Here is a 15,736-nt window from a genome sequence, read left to right as displayed (position 1 = left end):
GAGGCAGGGAGGGGGTGGGGCCGAGCGCTCCTGACCCCGATTATTCTAATGCTGCTGACCCTCGCCGCTTCCGCCCAGGCGCTGCCCTATCACGCCGATCCCAGCGCCCGCGAAATCCTGCCCAATCTGACGCCGGTCCCGGCGATCCGCTTCCTCACCACCGCCGATTTCCCGCCCTTCAATTTTCGCGATCCGAGTGGCGAGCTGATCGGCTTCAATATCGATCTGGCCCGCCGCATCTGCGCCGAGGTCAACGTCGCCTGCACGGTGCAGGCCTGGCCATGGGAACAGGTGGGCGATGCGCTGACCGACAGCCAGGGCGACGCGCTGATCGCCGGCATCGAACTCTCCCCCGCCAATGGCGAAAAGTTCGATTTCTCCTCGGTCTATCTGGCGCTGCCCGGGCGGTTCGTTACCCGGGGTGGTGACGTCAAGGCGTTCAATCCGGGCGCTCTCAGCGGCAAAACGGTCGCAGTGCGCGCCGGCTCCACCCACGAAACCTTCCTCAAGCGCTATCTGCCCGCGGCCAAACTGGCGACCTTCCCCAGCGAAATCGAAGCGCTCGATGCGGTCAAGACCAACAAGGCCGATGCCTGGTTTGGCGATGGCATGCGCGCCTCGTTCTGGCTCAATGACAATACCGATTGCGGCTTTGCCGGCCAGCCGTATTTCCGCCCCGACCTGTTCGGCGAAGGCCTCGCCATCGCTGTCCCGCCGGGCCACGATGCCGTCCGGCAGGCGATCGACTGGGCCCTGGTCAAGCTCAAGAACAACGGCGCGCTGGACGAGCTCTACCTGCGCTGGTTCCCCATCGGGTTTTATTGAGCGGTTCTTGCTATCCCTCTCCCCTTGAGGGAGAGGGACTGCAATTCTGCGTTCAGCAGAATTGCAGGGTGAGGGGTCGCTTCCGCGTGCACCCAAGCAAGTAAGAAACCCCTCATCCGCCCTTCGGGCACCTTCTCCCGCAAGGGGAGAAGGGGGATCGGAGCTATAGCGGAGGGAGTGCCTGATCAGCCCGGCATCCGCCGATGCAACGCCCGGGCGGCAGCCTCGATCGCCGCAGTGACCAGCCGATCAACGTCGAACTGATCGCGCAACAGTTCCAAAAACCGCAGTTCCTCCTGCTCCAGCTTGAGATCGATCGTGGTGATCTCCACCGCCAGCGCATAGGCGGTGTCCTGCAGTTTTTTCGGGATTGCCGCGAGCGCATCTTCGATAGCGCCATCCAGCCCCGCCGGGCCATTGACCTTTTCAGCGCAGGCATTGGCAACGGCCGCGAGCCTGGACTTATCGTAGCCCTCAAACACCGGCAGGCGGCGCACCAGCTCTTCGATACCGGCCCATTCCCGGTCGGTCATGGTGGCGTCGGACGAAGCGGCCACGATCATTAAATGGATCAAACCGTCATGGGCGGAAGTGGGCATGGCAAAGTCCTTTGGGCCAATCGAACCCGATACCTAATGAGCCTGCCGGCAAATGACAAGAAATCCGGCGTCCCCTGCGCAGCATTGACGCAGGGGACGCGGGATGCAACACAGCCGGGTTCGCTTTTTTGTTCCGTTTGCAAGGCTGAAACCCGTGTCTCCCGCACCGCTCCCTGAACTTGATCCCGCGTTTTTCGACGCTGCCCAGAACGCCCGCGCCTGGCCGTTCGAGGAAGCCCGTAAGCTGGTCAAGCGGCTGGAAAAAACCGGCAAGACCGAGGCCCTGTTCGAAACCGGCTATGGCCCTTCGGGCCTGCCCCATATCGGCACCTTTGGCGAAGTGGCCCGCACCACCATGGTGCGCACGGCCTTTCGCCTCTTGACCCGCGACCAGGTGCCAACGCGCCTGCTGTGCTTTTCCGACGATATGGACGGCATGCGCAAGATTCCGGAAAACGTGCCGGATCGTGCCGCGATGGAGCCCTATCTGCAAATGCCGCTGACCGCGGTGCCCAATCCGTTCGGCGGCGACTACAAGAGCTTTGGCGATCACAACAACACCATGTTGCGCCGGTTCCTTGATACCTTCGGCTTCAATTACGAATTCGCCAGCGCCACGCAATATTACAAGTCCGGCAAGTTCGACGCCATGCTGCTGCGCGCCGCTGAGCGTTATGACGACATCATGAAGGTGATGCTGCCCACTTTGGGCGCCGAGCGGCAGGCAACCTATTCGCCGTTCCTGCCGATTTCGCCGATCAGTGGGCGCGTGCTCTACGTGCCGATGAAGCATGTCGATGCCAAGGCTGGCACCATCACCTTTAACGACGAAGACGGCAGCGAAACCACCGTGCCGGTCACCGGCGGCCATGCCAAGCTGCAATGGAAGCCCGATTTCGGCATGCGCTGGGCCGCCCTTGGCGTCGATTTCGAAATGTTCGGCAAGGACCACCAGACCAACGCCCCGCTCTATGATCGCATCTGCACCATTCTGGGCGGCGTGGCGCCTGAGCACTATGTCTATGAGCTGTTCCTCGACGAAATCGGCCAGAAGATTTCCAAGTCCAAGGGCAATGGCCTGACCATCGACGAATGGCTGGCCTATGCCTCCACCGATTCGCTGGCGCTCTACATGTTCCAGAAGCCCCGCGTCGCCAAGCGCCTGCATTTCGATGTCATCCCGCGCGCCGTCGACGAATATTATCAGCACGTCGCCTCCTTCAATGGCCAGGACGCCGCTGCGGCGCTGGAAAACCCCGCCTTCCACATCCATTCGGGCAAGGTGCCGGTCATCGACATGCCGGTGACCTTCGGCCTGCTGCTCAACCTGGCATCGGCCTCCAACGCCCATGATGTATCGGTGATGTGGGGCTATCTGAGCCGCCGCATGCCGGGCGTCACGCCGCAGAACAATCCCGATCTGGATCGGCTTGCCGCCTATGCGGTGCGCTACTTCCAGGATGAAGTGCTGCCCACCAAGACCTTCCGCGCCCCCACCGACATCGAGCGCGCAGCGCTGCAGGATCTGCACGATCAGCTTGACGGCAAGGATGGTCTGGACGGCAAGGACCTGCAGGACATCGTCTATGCGGTGGGCAACGCCCACCCATTCGATCCGCTGCGCGACTGGTTCGGCGCCATCTATCAGGTGCTGCTGGGCTCGGATCAGGGCCCCCGTTTCGGCTCCTTCATCGCCCTCTACGGCGTCCCCGAAACCCGCAAGCTGATCGCCGACGCACTGGCCGGAAAACTGGTGAAGGCGGAATAGGTCACCAATTCAGGGTCTATTTCGCCAGGGCTTGATCGTCCCGAGCCTGCTTGCCGTTGGACAGGACAGCAAAAATTGCCGCCCGGCCCGAGGGCGTCGCGGTTATACGGTAACGGGCGGCCGTTGGACCTTAAAGTAGACAAAGTGGCCCAATGGCCGCCCGTCACGATCCGCTTTTATGCAAGGGTCCGGTTCGTGTGCACCATTATTGCAGACGCACGCGCCGAGCTTCCACCCGAGCTGGACAGGCGCCCCCATCCCACGATCTCCCCGCCCGACCCTGCGTAAGGGGCCGCGTGTGTGACGGGGATGGGTGGATGATGCCATGGCGTGAAGGGGACGGGGATAAGTTTTTCAAAGTCCGCTCACGACCCCATTCCGGACGGTCGCGCGTCAGGATCGTGATGGCCGCTTCTGGCCCAGAGCAGACTCTCGTCTGGATCGCGAGACGATGGGTTTGGCTTGCTCAGGGGGCCGCAGCGATGAGGCCGGCACGGAGCATGACCCGCCAGGTACTCACCGAGGCAACTCTCACAGCTTACTTAGCCATCAAGTTAACCAGAAATTCTCCAAGACCGTGCATGGTCCATGCGCCCCCCGACCAATCTTGAGTAGCCGACTATGTGGCACGCCCTCATCGAAAACTTTGCCGTAGTCGGGCTCATTATCTCCGCATGAGCACATGCGGACCTGATCCTGATGGTGCTGGGACCGCGCGTCCGTGCTGCGGTCTTTGGCGCGGTGATGGGGCTAGGTGCGATTGCCTCGATGCTGCTGTCTTTCGAGATGCAGAGCGGCGTATTCTTCGATCTTCGCGCAACTCTGGTTGCCGTGTCCGGTCTCCTCGGGGGGCCGCTAGCGGGAATGTTGACCGGCGCGATAGTTGCGGCCTACCGGTTGTACGTGGGCGGCGGCGGAGCGATTGCCGGCGCGCTTGGCATTGCCATTTCCACCGGTCTCGGGCTCCTGGGCTACGCGCTGCTCAAGCGACGCCCGCCCTCGACGCTTGCGACGCTTCTCTTTGCGTTGATCGCCACTCCTTCGTCGATGGTCAGCGTATTGGCCCTGCCCACACAACTTTGGGGGCACGTGCTGGACGCGCTGCCACCCACGCTGATCATTGGCGTCTTGGCCACGTTCCTTGCCATTCGGGTGATCGTGATCAGTCAGCAAAGGGCAGAGGAGGCCATGCTGTTCATGGCTGCAGCGGACCTGTCGCCGGACTATGCCTATATCAAGAACCCGCAGGGGCGCTTCTTCATGGTCAACAAGGCGGTCGCCACCGCCAATGGGTTCGAGCGGACTTTCGATATGCGCGGCAAGACCGATTTCGACATTTTGCCGCCGGAGAATGCAGGGAAGTTTTTCGCAGAAGAACAAGAACTCCTCCGCACTGGCGTGGGCACCTTCGACCACGAGGAAATGGTACCGGACAACGATGGCAACGAACGGTGGTTCACCACATCCAAGACGCCCCTCTACAACCCTAGGGGCGATGCGCTTGGACTTGTGGGCGTCACGCGGGACATCACTAGGCAAAAGGCAATCGACAAGGAGTTGCTCGACAGTCGAGATCAGCTCTCGTTCCTCCTGACCGAAATGTCGGATGGCTTGGCTCTCTTTGATCGCGAGGGCCGAATTACCTATTGCAACGAGCAGTATCGTTCGATGTTTCCTCTCACCGCAGAACTGAGGGTTCCAGGGGCATCCCTGCCCGTTATACTGCGGGCCGCGATCTCTCGAGGTGAGCAGCTCGGAATTTCCCTGGACGGTGTCGATGCGTGGATAGACACAGTGATGTCCGCGTTACGCACCGGCCAGGATGAGGAGGTTCATCGCTATGACGGACGATGGTTACATGTACGAACAAAGCCCCTCGATAGCGGCAAAGCGTCCGTGGTCGTTTCCGACATTACGACGATCAAACTCGCAGAAACAGAACTTCGCGGCCTAACCGACCAACTCAGGTTGTTGGCGACCACGGACACATTGACAGGACTGCCGAACCGCAGGGCACTTGATGAATATCTCGCGAAGGAGATTTCTCGTACCGCGCGAAGTGGTCAGCCCATTAGTCTGGTCATGATCGACATTGATCGTTTCAAGGCCTTCAACGACATCTATGGGCACCCCACCGGGGACGTGTGCCTAAAGATAGTCGCCGAGGCTCTGCGCCGAACGGACAGCCGCCGAACCGATCTTATCGCAAGATATGGCGGCGAAGAGTTCTGTGCGATCTTGCCCGACACCGACGAGGACGGCGCTTATATCCTGGCGGAAAAGCTCAGGGCCGCCGTCCGGGACCTTCAGCTAAAGCACGAGGGGAGCGAAAAGGGCGTTGTGACGATTAGCGTTGGAATCGCCTCCTATGACGCCCCTACCGCTGACCGGAACGCGGCCACCTTACTCGCACGAGCGGATGAGGCGCTATACATCGCAAAGGGCGCGGGTCGGGACAGGGTTATTGGGTGGGCGGGCCGATGATCACAGCGCATACCTGCTGCATAGGGTTCGGCCGGCCCCCCAACGCTGCCTGACTGCAGCCCGCCAGCGCGTAGGACGACCTCTACGCGGATAGGCCTACACTACGCCGTGGGCCGAAGTCCGCTTCTGGCGCAAAGCCGACGTCAACAACTTGATAGCTGCCAGTCTGCAATCCACCCCATCTCAGCCGATGGTCGCCCCTGCGCCAGCCGCTTGGTATCGATCACCGCATTGTCGGCCCTGTGCCGCCTGGCCCAGCAGCTTGCGAAAATACACCACGCGCTGCGCTCTAATCCGCCTCGAACTCCAAAATATCGCCCGGCTGGCAGTCCAGATAGGTGCAGATCGCTTCGAGCGTATCGAAGCGAATGCCTTTGACCTTGCCCGATTTGAGCAGCGAGAGATTGGCCTCGGTAATGCCGATGAACTCGGCAAGCTCCTTGGACCGAGCATTGCGCCGGGCCAGCATCACCGCCAGATTGATCTTGATGGCCATGGCTAGACGAACTGGCTGTTTTCTTCGGCGATGGCCGCCGCCTTCTGCATGGCCCAGGCCAGCGAGGCGATGGTGGCGGCAAACAGCGCCATCACCAGCGTGTCGCTATCGAGCCGGATCGCCAATTGGCGCTGGCCGGCCGGGGCATTCCTGCTCAGCAACAGCGTCAACAGCGTGAAGCTGATGGGTTTTGCCAGCACGCTCACTGCCATTCCGGCGGCAAAGTCGCGCAAGCCGCCAATGCCCCTGGCTGCAAAGGGCCGTCCCTGCGCAAACTGGCTGAAACAGCTGCGCAGGCGCAGCAGGCCCCAGCAGAGCGGCGCTACCGCCAACAGGCTGATGCCGATGGCACCCAGCCGCATGCCCAGATCAAGATGCGGCAGCAATTGGGGGGTGAACCCCATGGTCTGCCCCGCCCCGCCGGCCTCCACCACACCCCAATAGGCCACCACGCCCAGCGGCAGCAGCGCTGCCAGCGCCACCGAGCCCACGGCGAGGCTATTGAACATGAGCGCCGTGCGTCCATCGACGGCAACGGTTTGGGTCAGGAACTGGCTTGGGTCGAGTGGGACGGCTCGGGTGTCGATCATCGATGGCTCCTTTGATAGGGCGAACTTAGGGCAAAAATTATCGTTTGACAATAATTATATTTCGAAAAATGATATGCACGTATCGTAAAACGATAAGGAAACGATCAATGCTTATTCGTTCTGTTCGCCCCATGACGGCCCTGCTCGCTGGTTTTGCTCTCTTGGCCGCAGGCCCGGCGCAGGCGGCCGCAACCACCAGCAAGGGCCAGATTTCCGTCGCCCAGGTGATGGAGATGGTGGACCTGTCCAAGACTGATCCAATGGCCCGCAATGCCGTCATCGCCTATCTCGCCGGGGTGGGTGAAGCCTCGGGCATCGTGTTTGCGCAAGGCAGGCAGCGCGGCTCGACGCTGCAATGCGGCAAGACCATCAGCCTGTCGGAAGACACCGCTGTTTCAGCCCTCACCGCGGCAGCAACCGAGCGGGCCAACTGGACCGAGACAGCGGCTACGCCCATCATCATCGCCGACATGCTGGCGCGCGGCCAGTGTAAGTAGGCCGCGCCTAGCCCAATACCTTGCGAAAATACACCACGCGCTGGGTTTCTTGAAAGCCGAGCGCGTGGTGCATCGCGTGGCTTTGGGTATTGTCCAGCAGGGCATCGGAAGCGAACTCCGCGCAGCCGCGCTGGCGGCCCCAGTCGGCGACGGTGTCGACCAGCAGGCCGGCAACGCCTCGGCGGCGATAAGCCGGCGATACATAGACGCCTTCCAGAAACGCCACCGGCGACGTCTCGCAGCCGTTGACAAAATCATGCCGGAGCCCGGCCTCAACGAAGCCGACGGCCCCGGCTCTATCGTCCCAGGCGATGAAGGTTACGGTGTCCCCGGCATCGGCGAGCATCTGCGAAATCTCGCCGATAAATTCGTTGCGGCGATCTTCTCCCGGCCAGAGCGCGAGACGCAGTTCGAGCCACACGTCGGCATCGGCCCTGGTGGCGGGTGCTACCGTAATCACTGGCTGGCCCAGATGATCCGCGCGATCCATTCGATCTCGGCGGTTTCCAGCACGCGCGGCTCAAAGGCCGGGTTGAGCGAATGCAGCTCGATCTGCTTGGCGCTCTGCCGGAACAGGATTTTGGCCATTACTTCGCCATCGCGAGTCTTGACCACCACGCGGTCGCCCCGGCGCACCTGCTCGGTCGGCGACACCACGATGCGATCGCCTTCGCGATACAGCGGCTCCATCGAATTGCCCTGCACCTCGAGGGCATAAATGCCGACCTGGCCGGGCGAGGGCAGGGCGATTTCGTCCCAGCCCTGGCCGGCCGGAAAACCGGCGCTGTCGAAAAATCCCCCCGAGCCGGCCTGCGCCAGCCCCAGCAGCGGCACGGTGCGCAGCGGTTGATCATCCAGTTGCAGAAACGCCCCGGTGCCACTGAGAAAGGCATCGAAGGTTTCCCCGGTCGCGTCGAGAATTTTGGAGATGCTTTCGGTCGAAGGCCAGCGTTCGCGGCCATCCTTGCTGACCCGCTTGGACACGTTGAATGCCGTCGCATCCAGTCCCGCGAGCTTGGCCAGCGCCGAAACAGAACGGCCTTGCCGCCGCGCCAGCGCGTCGATTCCGTCCCAGATGGCGCGGTGTGACAGCATGAAGTTTTCGCCCAAAACAGGAAAGATATCTTATGTGCGGAATGTAGTCCTATTTCTATCGCCCAGAACCGGACTTGTAAAGACCATCTCCGGTCGCGGTCCGCTTGCGCCCCGAGGCCACCACCACTAGGTTTGCGCCCATGAGCCAGCCCGAATTGATCTACAAGATTGTCACCGAAACCGCCTTCGCCCCCGCGCGCGGCAGCGCCAGCTTTGCCGGCATGCCGATCGATGCCGCGGACGGCTATGTCCATCTGTCCGATGCGGCCCAATTGCCGGAAACGCTGCGGCTGTATTTTGCCGGCCAGTCGGGTCTGGTGCTGCTGGCGGTGCGTACGGCCGACCTGGGCGACCGGCTGGTCTGGGAGCCCTCGCGCGGCGGTGCGCTGTTCCCGCATTTTTATGGCATCCTGCCGCTCGGCGCGCTGGCGTGGGAAGCCCCGCTCGCCGTCGCGGCCGATGGCTCCTGCACTCTGCCCGAAGGCGTAAAATGATCTTTTCGGCCCTGTCCCCGCTGCTGCGTTCCTCGGCGCTGCAAAATCTCACCCAACAGGCTTTGCTGCGGATGGATGCCGAAACCGCCCATGGCGCCACCATCTCGGCGCTGAAGCTGGGTCTGGCGCCGCAACAGACCCATACCGATCCGCCTGAACTGCGGATCGCGCTCTGCGGACTCGATCTGGCCAATCCGGTCGGCATGGCTGCAGGTTTCGACAAGAATGCCGAAGTGCCGCGCCCGCTGGCGCAGATGGGTTTTGGCATGGTCGAAATCGGCACCGTCACCCCGCGCCCGCAGGCTGGCAATCCCAGGCCGCGCTCGTTCCGCATTGTCGAGGCCGGCGGCGTCATCAACCGCATGGGCTTTAACAATGAAGGCCATGACGCGGCTTATGCAAGGCTCAAGGGCCTGCGCGTGCCCGCAGCGCTGGGGGTCAATATCGGGGCCAACAAGGACAGCGAAGATTTCGTCGCCGACTATGTGCTGGGCGTCAAACGCTTCGCCGATCTGGCCGATTACCTGACCGTCAATGTCTCCTCACCCAATACGCCGGGCCTGCGCAATCTGCAGGCCGACGAAGCGCTGCGCCGCCTGCTCAACGAAGTGCTGGCCGCCCGCGCCAAGGCCCGCGTCCGCGTGCCGGTGTTCCTCAAGATCGCGCCGGATCTGGATGAAACCGCGCTAGACGCGATCGCCAGGGTGGTGCTGGCCACCGACCTCGACGGCCTGATCGTTTCCAACACCACCATTACCCGCGATACCGTCGCCGGCATGGAAAACGCCAATCAAACCGGCGGCCTCTCCGGCAAGCCATTGTTCAACCTGTCCACGCAAAAGCTGGCGCAAACCCGGTTGCGCGTCGGCGACCTGCCGATCATCGGCGTTGGCGGCATCCATTCGCCGCAAAGCGCCGTCGCCAAGTTCGAGGCCGGCGCCAATGCCATCCAGCTCTATTCGGCGCTGGTGTTCGGCGGACTCGACCTGCTCGACCGCATCAAGCGCGGCCTTGCCGCCGCCGTGCGGGCGCAGGGCAAAACCAATGTGAGCGAATTGAGCGGAACACAGGTGGCCGATTGGGCGGCGGGCAAGGCTGAGCTTTAGGCGCGTTGCAGCCCTACCTGCGGTGTCATACCGGCGCAGGCCGGTACCCATCTCGAGATCTCAGGATGGGCCCCGGCCTGGGCCGGGGTGACGTCGAGAGCGAGGAAAATGCGGTGCATAGTGTCGATTTTGCCCCCGACCATTCGACCATCGCTATCGACAGCAAAGAAAGGTCACATCATGAAATATCTCTGCCTCGTCTGCTTTGACGGCAAGGAAATAGAAAAGTTCACCACCGCCGAATGGGCGGAACTGACCAAGGAATCCATGGCCTACGATCGGGAGATCACCGCCAGCGGCCATTTCATCATGGCCCAGGCGCTGCAATCGGTCGACACCGCCACCACGGTGCGCAATCGCCACGGCAAGATTTCGACCACCGATGGCCCGTTTGCCGAAACCAAGGAACAGGTTGCCGGCTTCATCCTGATCGAAGCGGACGACCTTAACGAAGCCATCCGCATCGCCGGCGGCATTCCGCTGGCCAAGATCGGCAGCGTCGAAGTGCGCCCGATCATGTCGCTGGGCTAGTCGTGGCGACTGCGGCCGATATCGAGGCGATCTACCGCACGGAGGCGCGCCCGGCGCTGGCCACGCTGATCCGCCTGCTCGGCGGGTTCGATCTCGCCGAGGAAGCCTTGCACGATGCCTGGCTGGCAGCTTTGGCCCAGTGGCCGCGCGATGGCATTCCGACCAATCCACGCTCCTGGCTGATTTCCACCGGGCGCTTCAAGGCCATCGATAAACTGCGGCGCAAGGGCCGGTTCGAACAGGCCCAGCCTGAACTGATGCATCAGGCCGAGCTGGCCATGGAGCCCGAAGTGGTCGAAACCGATCACAGCATTGCCGATGATCAGTTGCGGCTGATCTTTGTCTGCTGCCATCCGGCGCTGGCCCCCGACGCGCAGGTGGCGCTGACCCTGCGCGAGGTCGGCGGCCTCACCACCGAGGATATCGCCGCCGCCTATTTCAGCCCCGCACCCACCATTGCCCAGCGCATCGTGCGGGCCAAGGCCAAGATCCGCGACGCCAATATCCCCTATGTGGTGCCCGAACCGGCCGAGTTCGAGGATCGGCTCGAAGCCGTGCTGCAGGTGATCTACCTGATCTTCAACGCCGGCTATTCCGCCGCCTCCGGTGCCAGCGCCATTCGTGCCGATCTCTGCGCCGAAGCCATCCGGCTGGCCCGCCTGCTGACCGATCTGGTCACCGTACCCGAGGCCGATGGCCTGCTGGCGCTACTGCTATTGACCGATGCGCGTCGCGCCGCCCGTCTCACCCCATCCGGTGATCTGATCGCCCTGCCGGATCAGGACCGGTCCCTTTGGGATCATGAGCAGATCGGCGAGGGGGTCGGTCGCGTCCGCCACATCTTCCGCCATCGCCGCTTTGGCGCCTATGCCCTGCAAGCCGCCATCGCCGCCGAGCATGGTCTGGCGCGCACCGCCGATGCCACCAACTGGGCGCAGATCGTGGTATTTTACGACCTGCTGCTGCGCCTGGACGCCTCGGCCATTGTCGAACTCAACCGCGCCGTAGCCGTCTCGATGCGCGATGGCCCGCAGCCCGCGCTCGTTCTGGTCGACGCGATCCTCAGCCGCGGCGAACTGGCCGACTATCATCTGGCCCACGCCACAAGGGCCGATCTGCTCGCCAAACTCGGCCGCACCGCCGAGGCCAAGGCCGCCTATGAAATAGCATTGGGCCTCGCCCGGCAGGAGCCCGAAATCCGCTTCCTTAAATCCAAGCTGGCCGACTTCGCCTGAGCCTGCTTGGCGTCGGTGAACGCGCCGGCCCAAAGCCAAATAGGCAAGCCGCCGATCATCCTTTAAGGTCGCCTTCGCCGTAAAGGGAATCGCCTCATGCATCTGCTGCTCGTCGATGGTTCGACCTATATTTTCCGCGCCTATCATGCGCTGCCGCCATTGACGCGCAAGAGCGATGGCCTGCCTGTTGGCTGCGTGTCGGGCTTTTGCAACATGCTGTTCAAGCTCACCGAGGACATGAAGGGCGATGATGCGCCCACTCATATGGCGGTGATTTTCGACCACAAGGGCAAAACCTTCCGCGACGATTTCTATCCGCTCTACAAGGCCCAGCGCCCCCCGGCGCCCGAGGATCTGGTGCCGCAGTTTCCGCTGACCCGTTCGGCCACCCGCGCCTTTTCCATTGCCTGCATCGAGCAGGAAGGCTGGGAAGCCGATGACATCATCGCCACCTATGCCTGCCAGATGAAGCAGGCCGGCGGCAAGGTCACCATCGTCTCCACCGACAAGGACCTGATGCAGCTGATCGAACCCGATGGCTCGATCAAGATGCTCGATACGCTCAAAAACAAGTGGCTGGGCATGGAGGAGGTGTTCGAAAAATTCGGCGTCACCCCCGACAAGGTCATCGAAGTGCAATCGCTGGCCGGCGACAGCGTCGATAACGTCCCCGGCGTTCCCGGCATTGGCTACAAGACCGCCGCCGAGCTGATCAACACCTATGGCACGCTGGAAAACCTGCTCGAGCACGCCTCCGAGATCAAGCAGAACAAGCGCCGCGAAAGCCTGATCGAACACGCCGAAAGCGCCCGCATTTCCAAAAAGCTGGTGACGCTGGAACAGCACGTGCCGGTCGAACTGCCGCTCGATGCCCTGCTGCGCGAACCGATCTCGGGCGCCAAGCTGGTGCCCTTCCTCAAGGCGATGGAATTTACCACCATCATCAAGCGCATCGCCGCGCTGGAAAATTTTGATCCCGACGCCTTCGAACCCGATCCCGAACTGGCGGTCAAGCGCGAAGGGCCGATCGGCTTCAACAACGAGGCCCGCGCTGAAGCCCGTGCCGTGCGCCTCGAACAGACCGGCCGCTCCGGCGCCGCCGCCGTTGCCCACGCGCAGGCCATGCACGAAAAAATCCGCGCCATTCCGTTCCAGCCCGAAGCCTATGAAATCATCCGCGATGCAACGGGCCTGCAGCGTTGGATCGACGCCATCGAAATGACCGGCATCGTCGCCACCGATACCGAAACCACCGGGCTGGACAATCAGGTCGCTGATCTGGTCGGCATTTCCTTTTCCATCGCCCCCGGCACCGGCGCCTATCTGCCCCTCGGCCACAGCGTTGGCGAAGGCGATATCTTTGGCGGCGGCAAGGCCGAAGGCCAGATGGATATCCGCGCAGCGCTCGACATGCTGCGCCCGTTATTTGCCAATCCGGCCACCCTGAAAATCTTCCACAATGGCAAATACGATCTCGGCATTCTGGCCCGCTATGATGTGCCGGTGCTCAGTTGCGACGATACCCTGCTGCTCAGCTATTCGCTCGACGGCCCGCAATACAACACCTTGGCCGAACTGTCCGACCATTGGCTGGGCTTTGCCGGCCAGTCGATCAAGGACCTGATCGGCACCGGCAAGACCCAGAAGACCTTTGCCCAGGTCGACATCGCCGCCGCCGCCAAATACGCCGCCGAAGACGCCGACATCACCTTCCGCCTGTGGCAGGTGCTAAAACCCCGCCTCGCCGCCGAAAACATGACCACGCTGTACGAAACCATCGAGCGCCCGCTGGCCCCGGTGATCGCCCGCATGGAAGCGCGCGGCATCACCGTGGACAAGCAAATCCTGGCCCGGCTCTCCGGCGATTTCGCCCAGCGCGCCGCCGCCTTCGAGGCCGAGGCCTATGAGCTGGCCGGCAGTAATTTCAACCTCGGCTCCCCCAAGCAGCTGGGCGAAATCCTGTTCGACCGGATGAAGCTGGAGGGCGGCACCAAGACCAAGACCGGCGCCTGGGCCACCGGCGCCGATGTGCTGGAAGACCTGGCGCTCAAGGGCGTGCCGCTGGCCCGAACCATTGTCGACTGGCGCCAGCTCACCAAGCTCAAATCCACCTATACCGATAGCCTGCCCGAATATATCAACCAGCGCACCGGCCGCGTTCACACCACCTATTCCCAGCATTCGGTGCTCACCGGACGGCTCAGTTCCAACGAGCCCAACCTGCAGAACATTCCGGTGCGCACCAGCGATGGCCGCAAGATCCGCACCGCCTTCGTCGCCGCCCCCGGCAACATCCTGATTTCGGCCGATTACAGCCAGATCGAGCTACGCGTGCTGGCCCATATCGCCGATATCCAGGCCCTCAAGGACGCCTTCGAGGAAGGGCTGGATATTCACGCCATGACTGCCTCGGAAATGTTCAACGTGCCGATCGAGGGCATGCCGTCCGATGTGCGCCGGAGAGCCAAGGCGATCAATTTCGGCATCATCTACGGCATTTCCGCCTTCGGCCTCGCCAACCAGCTCGGCATTCCGCGCTCGGAAGCCGGCGACTACATCAAGACCTATTTCGAACGCTTCCCCGGCATTCAGGATTACATGGCCGAACAGCGCCGCCGCGTCAAAGCCGATGGCTTCGTCACCACCATTTTCGGCCGCAAGATCAACTTCCCCAATGCCAATTCCAGCCACGCCGCCGAACGCTCCTTCGTCGAACGCGCCTCGATCAACGCCCCCATCCAGGGCAGCGCCGCCGACATCATCCGCAGAGCGATGATCCGCATGGAACCCGCCTTGGCCAAGGCCAAGATCGACGCCAAAATGCTGCTGCAAGTCCACGACGAACTGATCTTCGAAGTGCCGCTGGGCACGGAAGAAGCCGCCATGCCGGCGATCAAGGCAGTAATGGAAAACGCGGCGGAACCAGCAGTGCGGCTGTCAGTGCCGATCCAGGTCGATGCCCATGCCGCGCACAATTGGGATGAGGCTCATTGAGCGCTGACGCCGAAGTTCCGCTCGCCGGTGGCGGACGGACCAAAGTGGTCCGTAACGGCGATGTGGTTCACCGCCAGACCGGACCATGGGCGCAAACCGTACATGCGCTGCTTCGCCATTTCGAAGCCGTCAGTTTTGTCGGCGCACCGCGCGTCATCGGATCAGGCTTTGACGATCGAGGCCGCGAAACCCTGAGTTTTATCGAGGGCACCTCGCCCCATCCCGGTCCATGGACCGATGCGGCTTTGCCCGCCCTTGGCGCCCTGCTGCGGCAGATGCATATCGCCAGCGCCAGTTTCAAAATCCCTGAAAACGCCATCTGGCGCGACTGGTTCGGCCGCAGCCTCGGCGATGGCCCCAAAGTCATCGGTCATTGCGACACTGGCGATTGGAACATCATCGCCGAGGCAGGCCACCCCGTCGCTCTGATTGATTGGGAACAGGCCGGCCCCGTCGATCCGCTGGTCGAACTGGCGCAATTGTGCTGGCTCAATGCCCACCTGTTTGACGACGACCTCGCCGCCCATATCGGCCTGCCGCCCCTTGCCGACCGCGCTAGAAAACTGCGCTTGATCGTCGAGGGTTACGGCCTCGCCGCCGCTCAGCGGCGGGGCCTTGTCGAGACAATGATCCACCTGGCCATCCACGATACCGCCAACGAAGCCAGACAAGCCGCCATCACCATGGCCAGCACCGACCCAACCCCGCTCTGGGCGTTGGCCTGGCGCTCCCGCAGTGCAGCGTGGATGTTGAGCCATCGTGGGGAACTGGAGCGGGCGTTAAGGTAGAAAGCCAGAGTTTGCAGCGCTGTCACCCAACACGCGGTGTCATTCCGGCGCAGGCCGGAATCCAGGTCCGTGGCCATCCATTCGCATCCAGCTCTGGGAGCGTTCACCGCATGGATTCCGGCCTGCGCCGGAATGACATCGCGGCGCGGTTAGAGCGCGGCTAGGGCGTCATCACGTCATGCGACAGGTCCCGCCACTCGGATTGCTCTCCTCGATCGGCCGGTCCTTCCAGTC

15 protein-coding genes are annotated in these 15,736 nt (G+C 62.5%); 10 read left to right on the top strand and 5 right to left on the bottom strand.

Going from position 1 to position 15,736, the window contains the following annotated elements; genetic code table 11:
* A partial coding sequence (locus ABIT12_RS06330) for a transporter substrate-binding domain-containing protein (protein WP_348043445.1) occupies positions 1 to 825 on the top strand: 825 nt, incomplete at its 5' end.
* A 185-nt stretch (positions 826 to 1,010) separates the two neighbouring features.
* On the opposite strand, the gene ABIT12_RS06325 is transcribed toward ABIT12_RS06330, so the two are convergent.
* Entirely contained in the window at positions 1,011 to 1,424 is a 414-nt protein-coding gene (locus ABIT12_RS06325; protein ID WP_348043443.1) for a tellurite resistance TerB family protein, read from the bottom strand.
* Positions 1,425 to 1,578: 154 nt separating this feature from the next.
* Between ABIT12_RS06325 and ABIT12_RS06320 the strand changes: the two genes are divergently transcribed.
* Positions 1,579 to 3,192, top strand: a complete 1,614-nt coding sequence (locus tag ABIT12_RS06320) for a lysine--tRNA ligase (RefSeq protein WP_348043441.1) — start codon at positions 1,579 to 1,581, stop codon at positions 3,190 to 3,192.
* A gap of 699 nt (positions 3,193 to 3,891) precedes the next feature.
* On the top strand, positions 3,892 to 5,676 hold the full coding sequence (locus ABIT12_RS06315) for a diguanylate cyclase (protein WP_348043439.1): 1,785 nt from the start codon (positions 3,892 to 3,894) through the stop codon (positions 5,674 to 5,676).
* A 289-nt stretch (positions 5,677 to 5,965) separates the two neighbouring features.
* Here ABIT12_RS06315 and ABIT12_RS06310 read toward each other — a convergent pair whose 3' ends face one another.
* Both ABIT12_RS06310 and ABIT12_RS06305 read right to left on the bottom strand, forming a co-directional pair.
* The gene (locus ABIT12_RS06310) at positions 5,966 to 6,172 is read right to left on the bottom strand and encodes a helix-turn-helix transcriptional regulator (protein WP_348043437.1); all 207 of its coding nucleotides are present in this window, start codon (positions 6,170 to 6,172) and stop codon (positions 5,966 to 5,968) included.
* Positions 6,173 to 6,174: 2 nt separating this feature from the next.
* A complete protein-coding gene (locus ABIT12_RS06305) occupies positions 6,175 to 6,762 on the bottom strand; it encodes a DUF2975 domain-containing protein (RefSeq protein WP_348043435.1) in 588 nt (195 codons plus the stop codon).
* Positions 6,763 to 6,869: 107 nt separating this feature from the next.
* On the opposite strand from ABIT12_RS06305, the gene ABIT12_RS06300 reads away from it, so the two are divergent.
* Positions 6,870 to 7,259, top strand: coding sequence for a chlorophyllide reductase (locus tag ABIT12_RS06300; protein ID WP_348043433.1), 390 nt, complete (start codon positions 6,870 to 6,872; stop codon positions 7,257 to 7,259).
* Between the two features lie 7 nt (positions 7,260 to 7,266).
* On the opposite strand, the gene aac(6') is transcribed toward ABIT12_RS06300, so the two are convergent.
* Both aac(6') and ABIT12_RS06290 read right to left on the bottom strand, forming a co-directional pair.
* Positions 7,267 to 7,749 carry an aminoglycoside 6'-N-acetyltransferase gene (aac(6'), locus tag ABIT12_RS06295; protein ID WP_348043431.1) on the bottom strand — a complete coding sequence of 161 codons (483 nt, stop codon included), beginning with the start codon at positions 7,747 to 7,749 and terminating at the stop codon, positions 7,267 to 7,269.
* Positions 7,716 to 8,354, bottom strand: a complete 639-nt coding sequence (locus ABIT12_RS06290; RefSeq protein ID WP_348043429.1) for a helix-turn-helix transcriptional regulator — start codon at positions 8,352 to 8,354, stop codon at positions 7,716 to 7,718. The genes aac(6') and ABIT12_RS06290 overlap by 34 nt, the downstream gene beginning before the upstream one ends.
* Before the next feature lie 140 nt (positions 8,355 to 8,494).
* On the opposite strand from ABIT12_RS06290, the gene ABIT12_RS06285 reads away from it, so the two are divergent.
* The 6 genes from ABIT12_RS06285 (at position 8,495) to ABIT12_RS06260 (ending at position 15,502) form a co-directional block, all read left to right on the top strand.
* Positions 8,495 to 8,848, top strand: a complete 354-nt coding sequence (locus tag ABIT12_RS06285; RefSeq protein WP_348043427.1) for a DUF952 domain-containing protein — start codon at positions 8,495 to 8,497, stop codon at positions 8,846 to 8,848.
* On the top strand, positions 8,845 to 9,954 hold the full coding sequence (locus tag ABIT12_RS06280; RefSeq protein WP_348043425.1) for a quinone-dependent dihydroorotate dehydrogenase: 1,110 nt from the start codon (positions 8,845 to 8,847) through the stop codon (positions 9,952 to 9,954). The genes ABIT12_RS06285 and ABIT12_RS06280 overlap by 4 nt, the downstream gene beginning before the upstream one ends.
* Positions 9,955 to 10,134: 180 nt before the next feature.
* The gene (locus ABIT12_RS06275; protein WP_348043423.1) at positions 10,135 to 10,485 is read left to right on the top strand and encodes a YciI family protein; all 351 of its coding nucleotides are present in this window, start codon (positions 10,135 to 10,137) and stop codon (positions 10,483 to 10,485) included.
* 2 nt (positions 10,486 to 10,487) lie between these two features.
* Entirely contained in the window at positions 10,488 to 11,720 is a 1,233-nt protein-coding gene (locus tag ABIT12_RS06270) for an RNA polymerase sigma factor (RefSeq protein WP_348043421.1), read from the top strand.
* Between the two features lie 96 nt (positions 11,721 to 11,816).
* Positions 11,817 to 14,714 carry a DNA polymerase I gene (gene polA, locus ABIT12_RS06265; RefSeq protein WP_348043419.1) on the top strand — a complete coding sequence of 966 codons (2,898 nt, stop codon included), beginning with the start codon at positions 11,817 to 11,819 and terminating at the stop codon, positions 14,712 to 14,714.
* Entirely contained in the window at positions 14,711 to 15,502 is a 792-nt protein-coding gene (locus ABIT12_RS06260; protein ID WP_348043417.1) for a phosphotransferase, read from the top strand. The genes polA and ABIT12_RS06260 overlap by 4 nt, the downstream gene beginning before the upstream one ends.
* Positions 15,503 to 15,736: the final 234 nt, after the last annotated feature.

Origin of the sequence: Devosia sp., from assembly GCF_039927955.1 — a bacterium.
In the GTDB taxonomy this organism is placed as follows: domain Bacteria; phylum Pseudomonadota; class Alphaproteobacteria; order Rhizobiales; family Devosiaceae; genus Devosia.
Note: the sequence above shows the minus strand (reverse complement) of the source record. Positions and strands in the feature narration are given on the sequence as shown.

Excerpts from the sequence above, each read along its gene's own strand:
- ABIT12_RS06285 (WP_348043427.1), top strand. The coding sequence starts at position 8,495 with ATGAGCCAGCCCGAATTGATCTACAAGATTGTCACCGAAACCGCCTTC.
- polA (WP_348043419.1), top strand. The coding sequence starts at position 11,817 with ATGCATCTGCTGCTCGTCGATGGTTCGACCTATATTTTCCGCGCCTAT.
- ABIT12_RS06280 (WP_348043425.1), top strand. The coding sequence starts at position 8,845 with ATGATCTTTTCGGCCCTGTCCCCGCTGCTGCGTTCCTCGGCGCTGCAA.
- ABIT12_RS06305 (WP_348043435.1), bottom strand. The coding sequence starts at position 6,762 with ATGATCGACACCCGAGCCGTCCCACTCGACCCAAGCCAGTTCCTGACC.
- ABIT12_RS06300 (WP_348043433.1), top strand. The coding sequence starts at position 6,870 with ATGCTTATTCGTTCTGTTCGCCCCATGACGGCCCTGCTCGCTGGTTTT.
- ABIT12_RS06310 (WP_348043437.1), bottom strand. The coding sequence starts at position 6,172 with ATGGCCATCAAGATCAATCTGGCGGTGATGCTGGCCCGGCGCAATGCT.
- ABIT12_RS06275 (WP_348043423.1), top strand. The coding sequence starts at position 10,135 with ATGAAATATCTCTGCCTCGTCTGCTTTGACGGCAAGGAAATAGAAAAG.
- ABIT12_RS06290 (WP_348043429.1), bottom strand. The coding sequence starts at position 8,354 with ATGCTGTCACACCGCGCCATCTGGGACGGAATCGACGCGCTGGCGCGG.
- ABIT12_RS06315 (WP_348043439.1), top strand. The coding sequence starts at position 3,892 with ATGGTGCTGGGACCGCGCGTCCGTGCTGCGGTCTTTGGCGCGGTGATG.
- ABIT12_RS06325 (WP_348043443.1), bottom strand. The coding sequence starts at position 1,424 with ATGCCCACTTCCGCCCATGACGGTTTGATCCATTTAATGATCGTGGCC.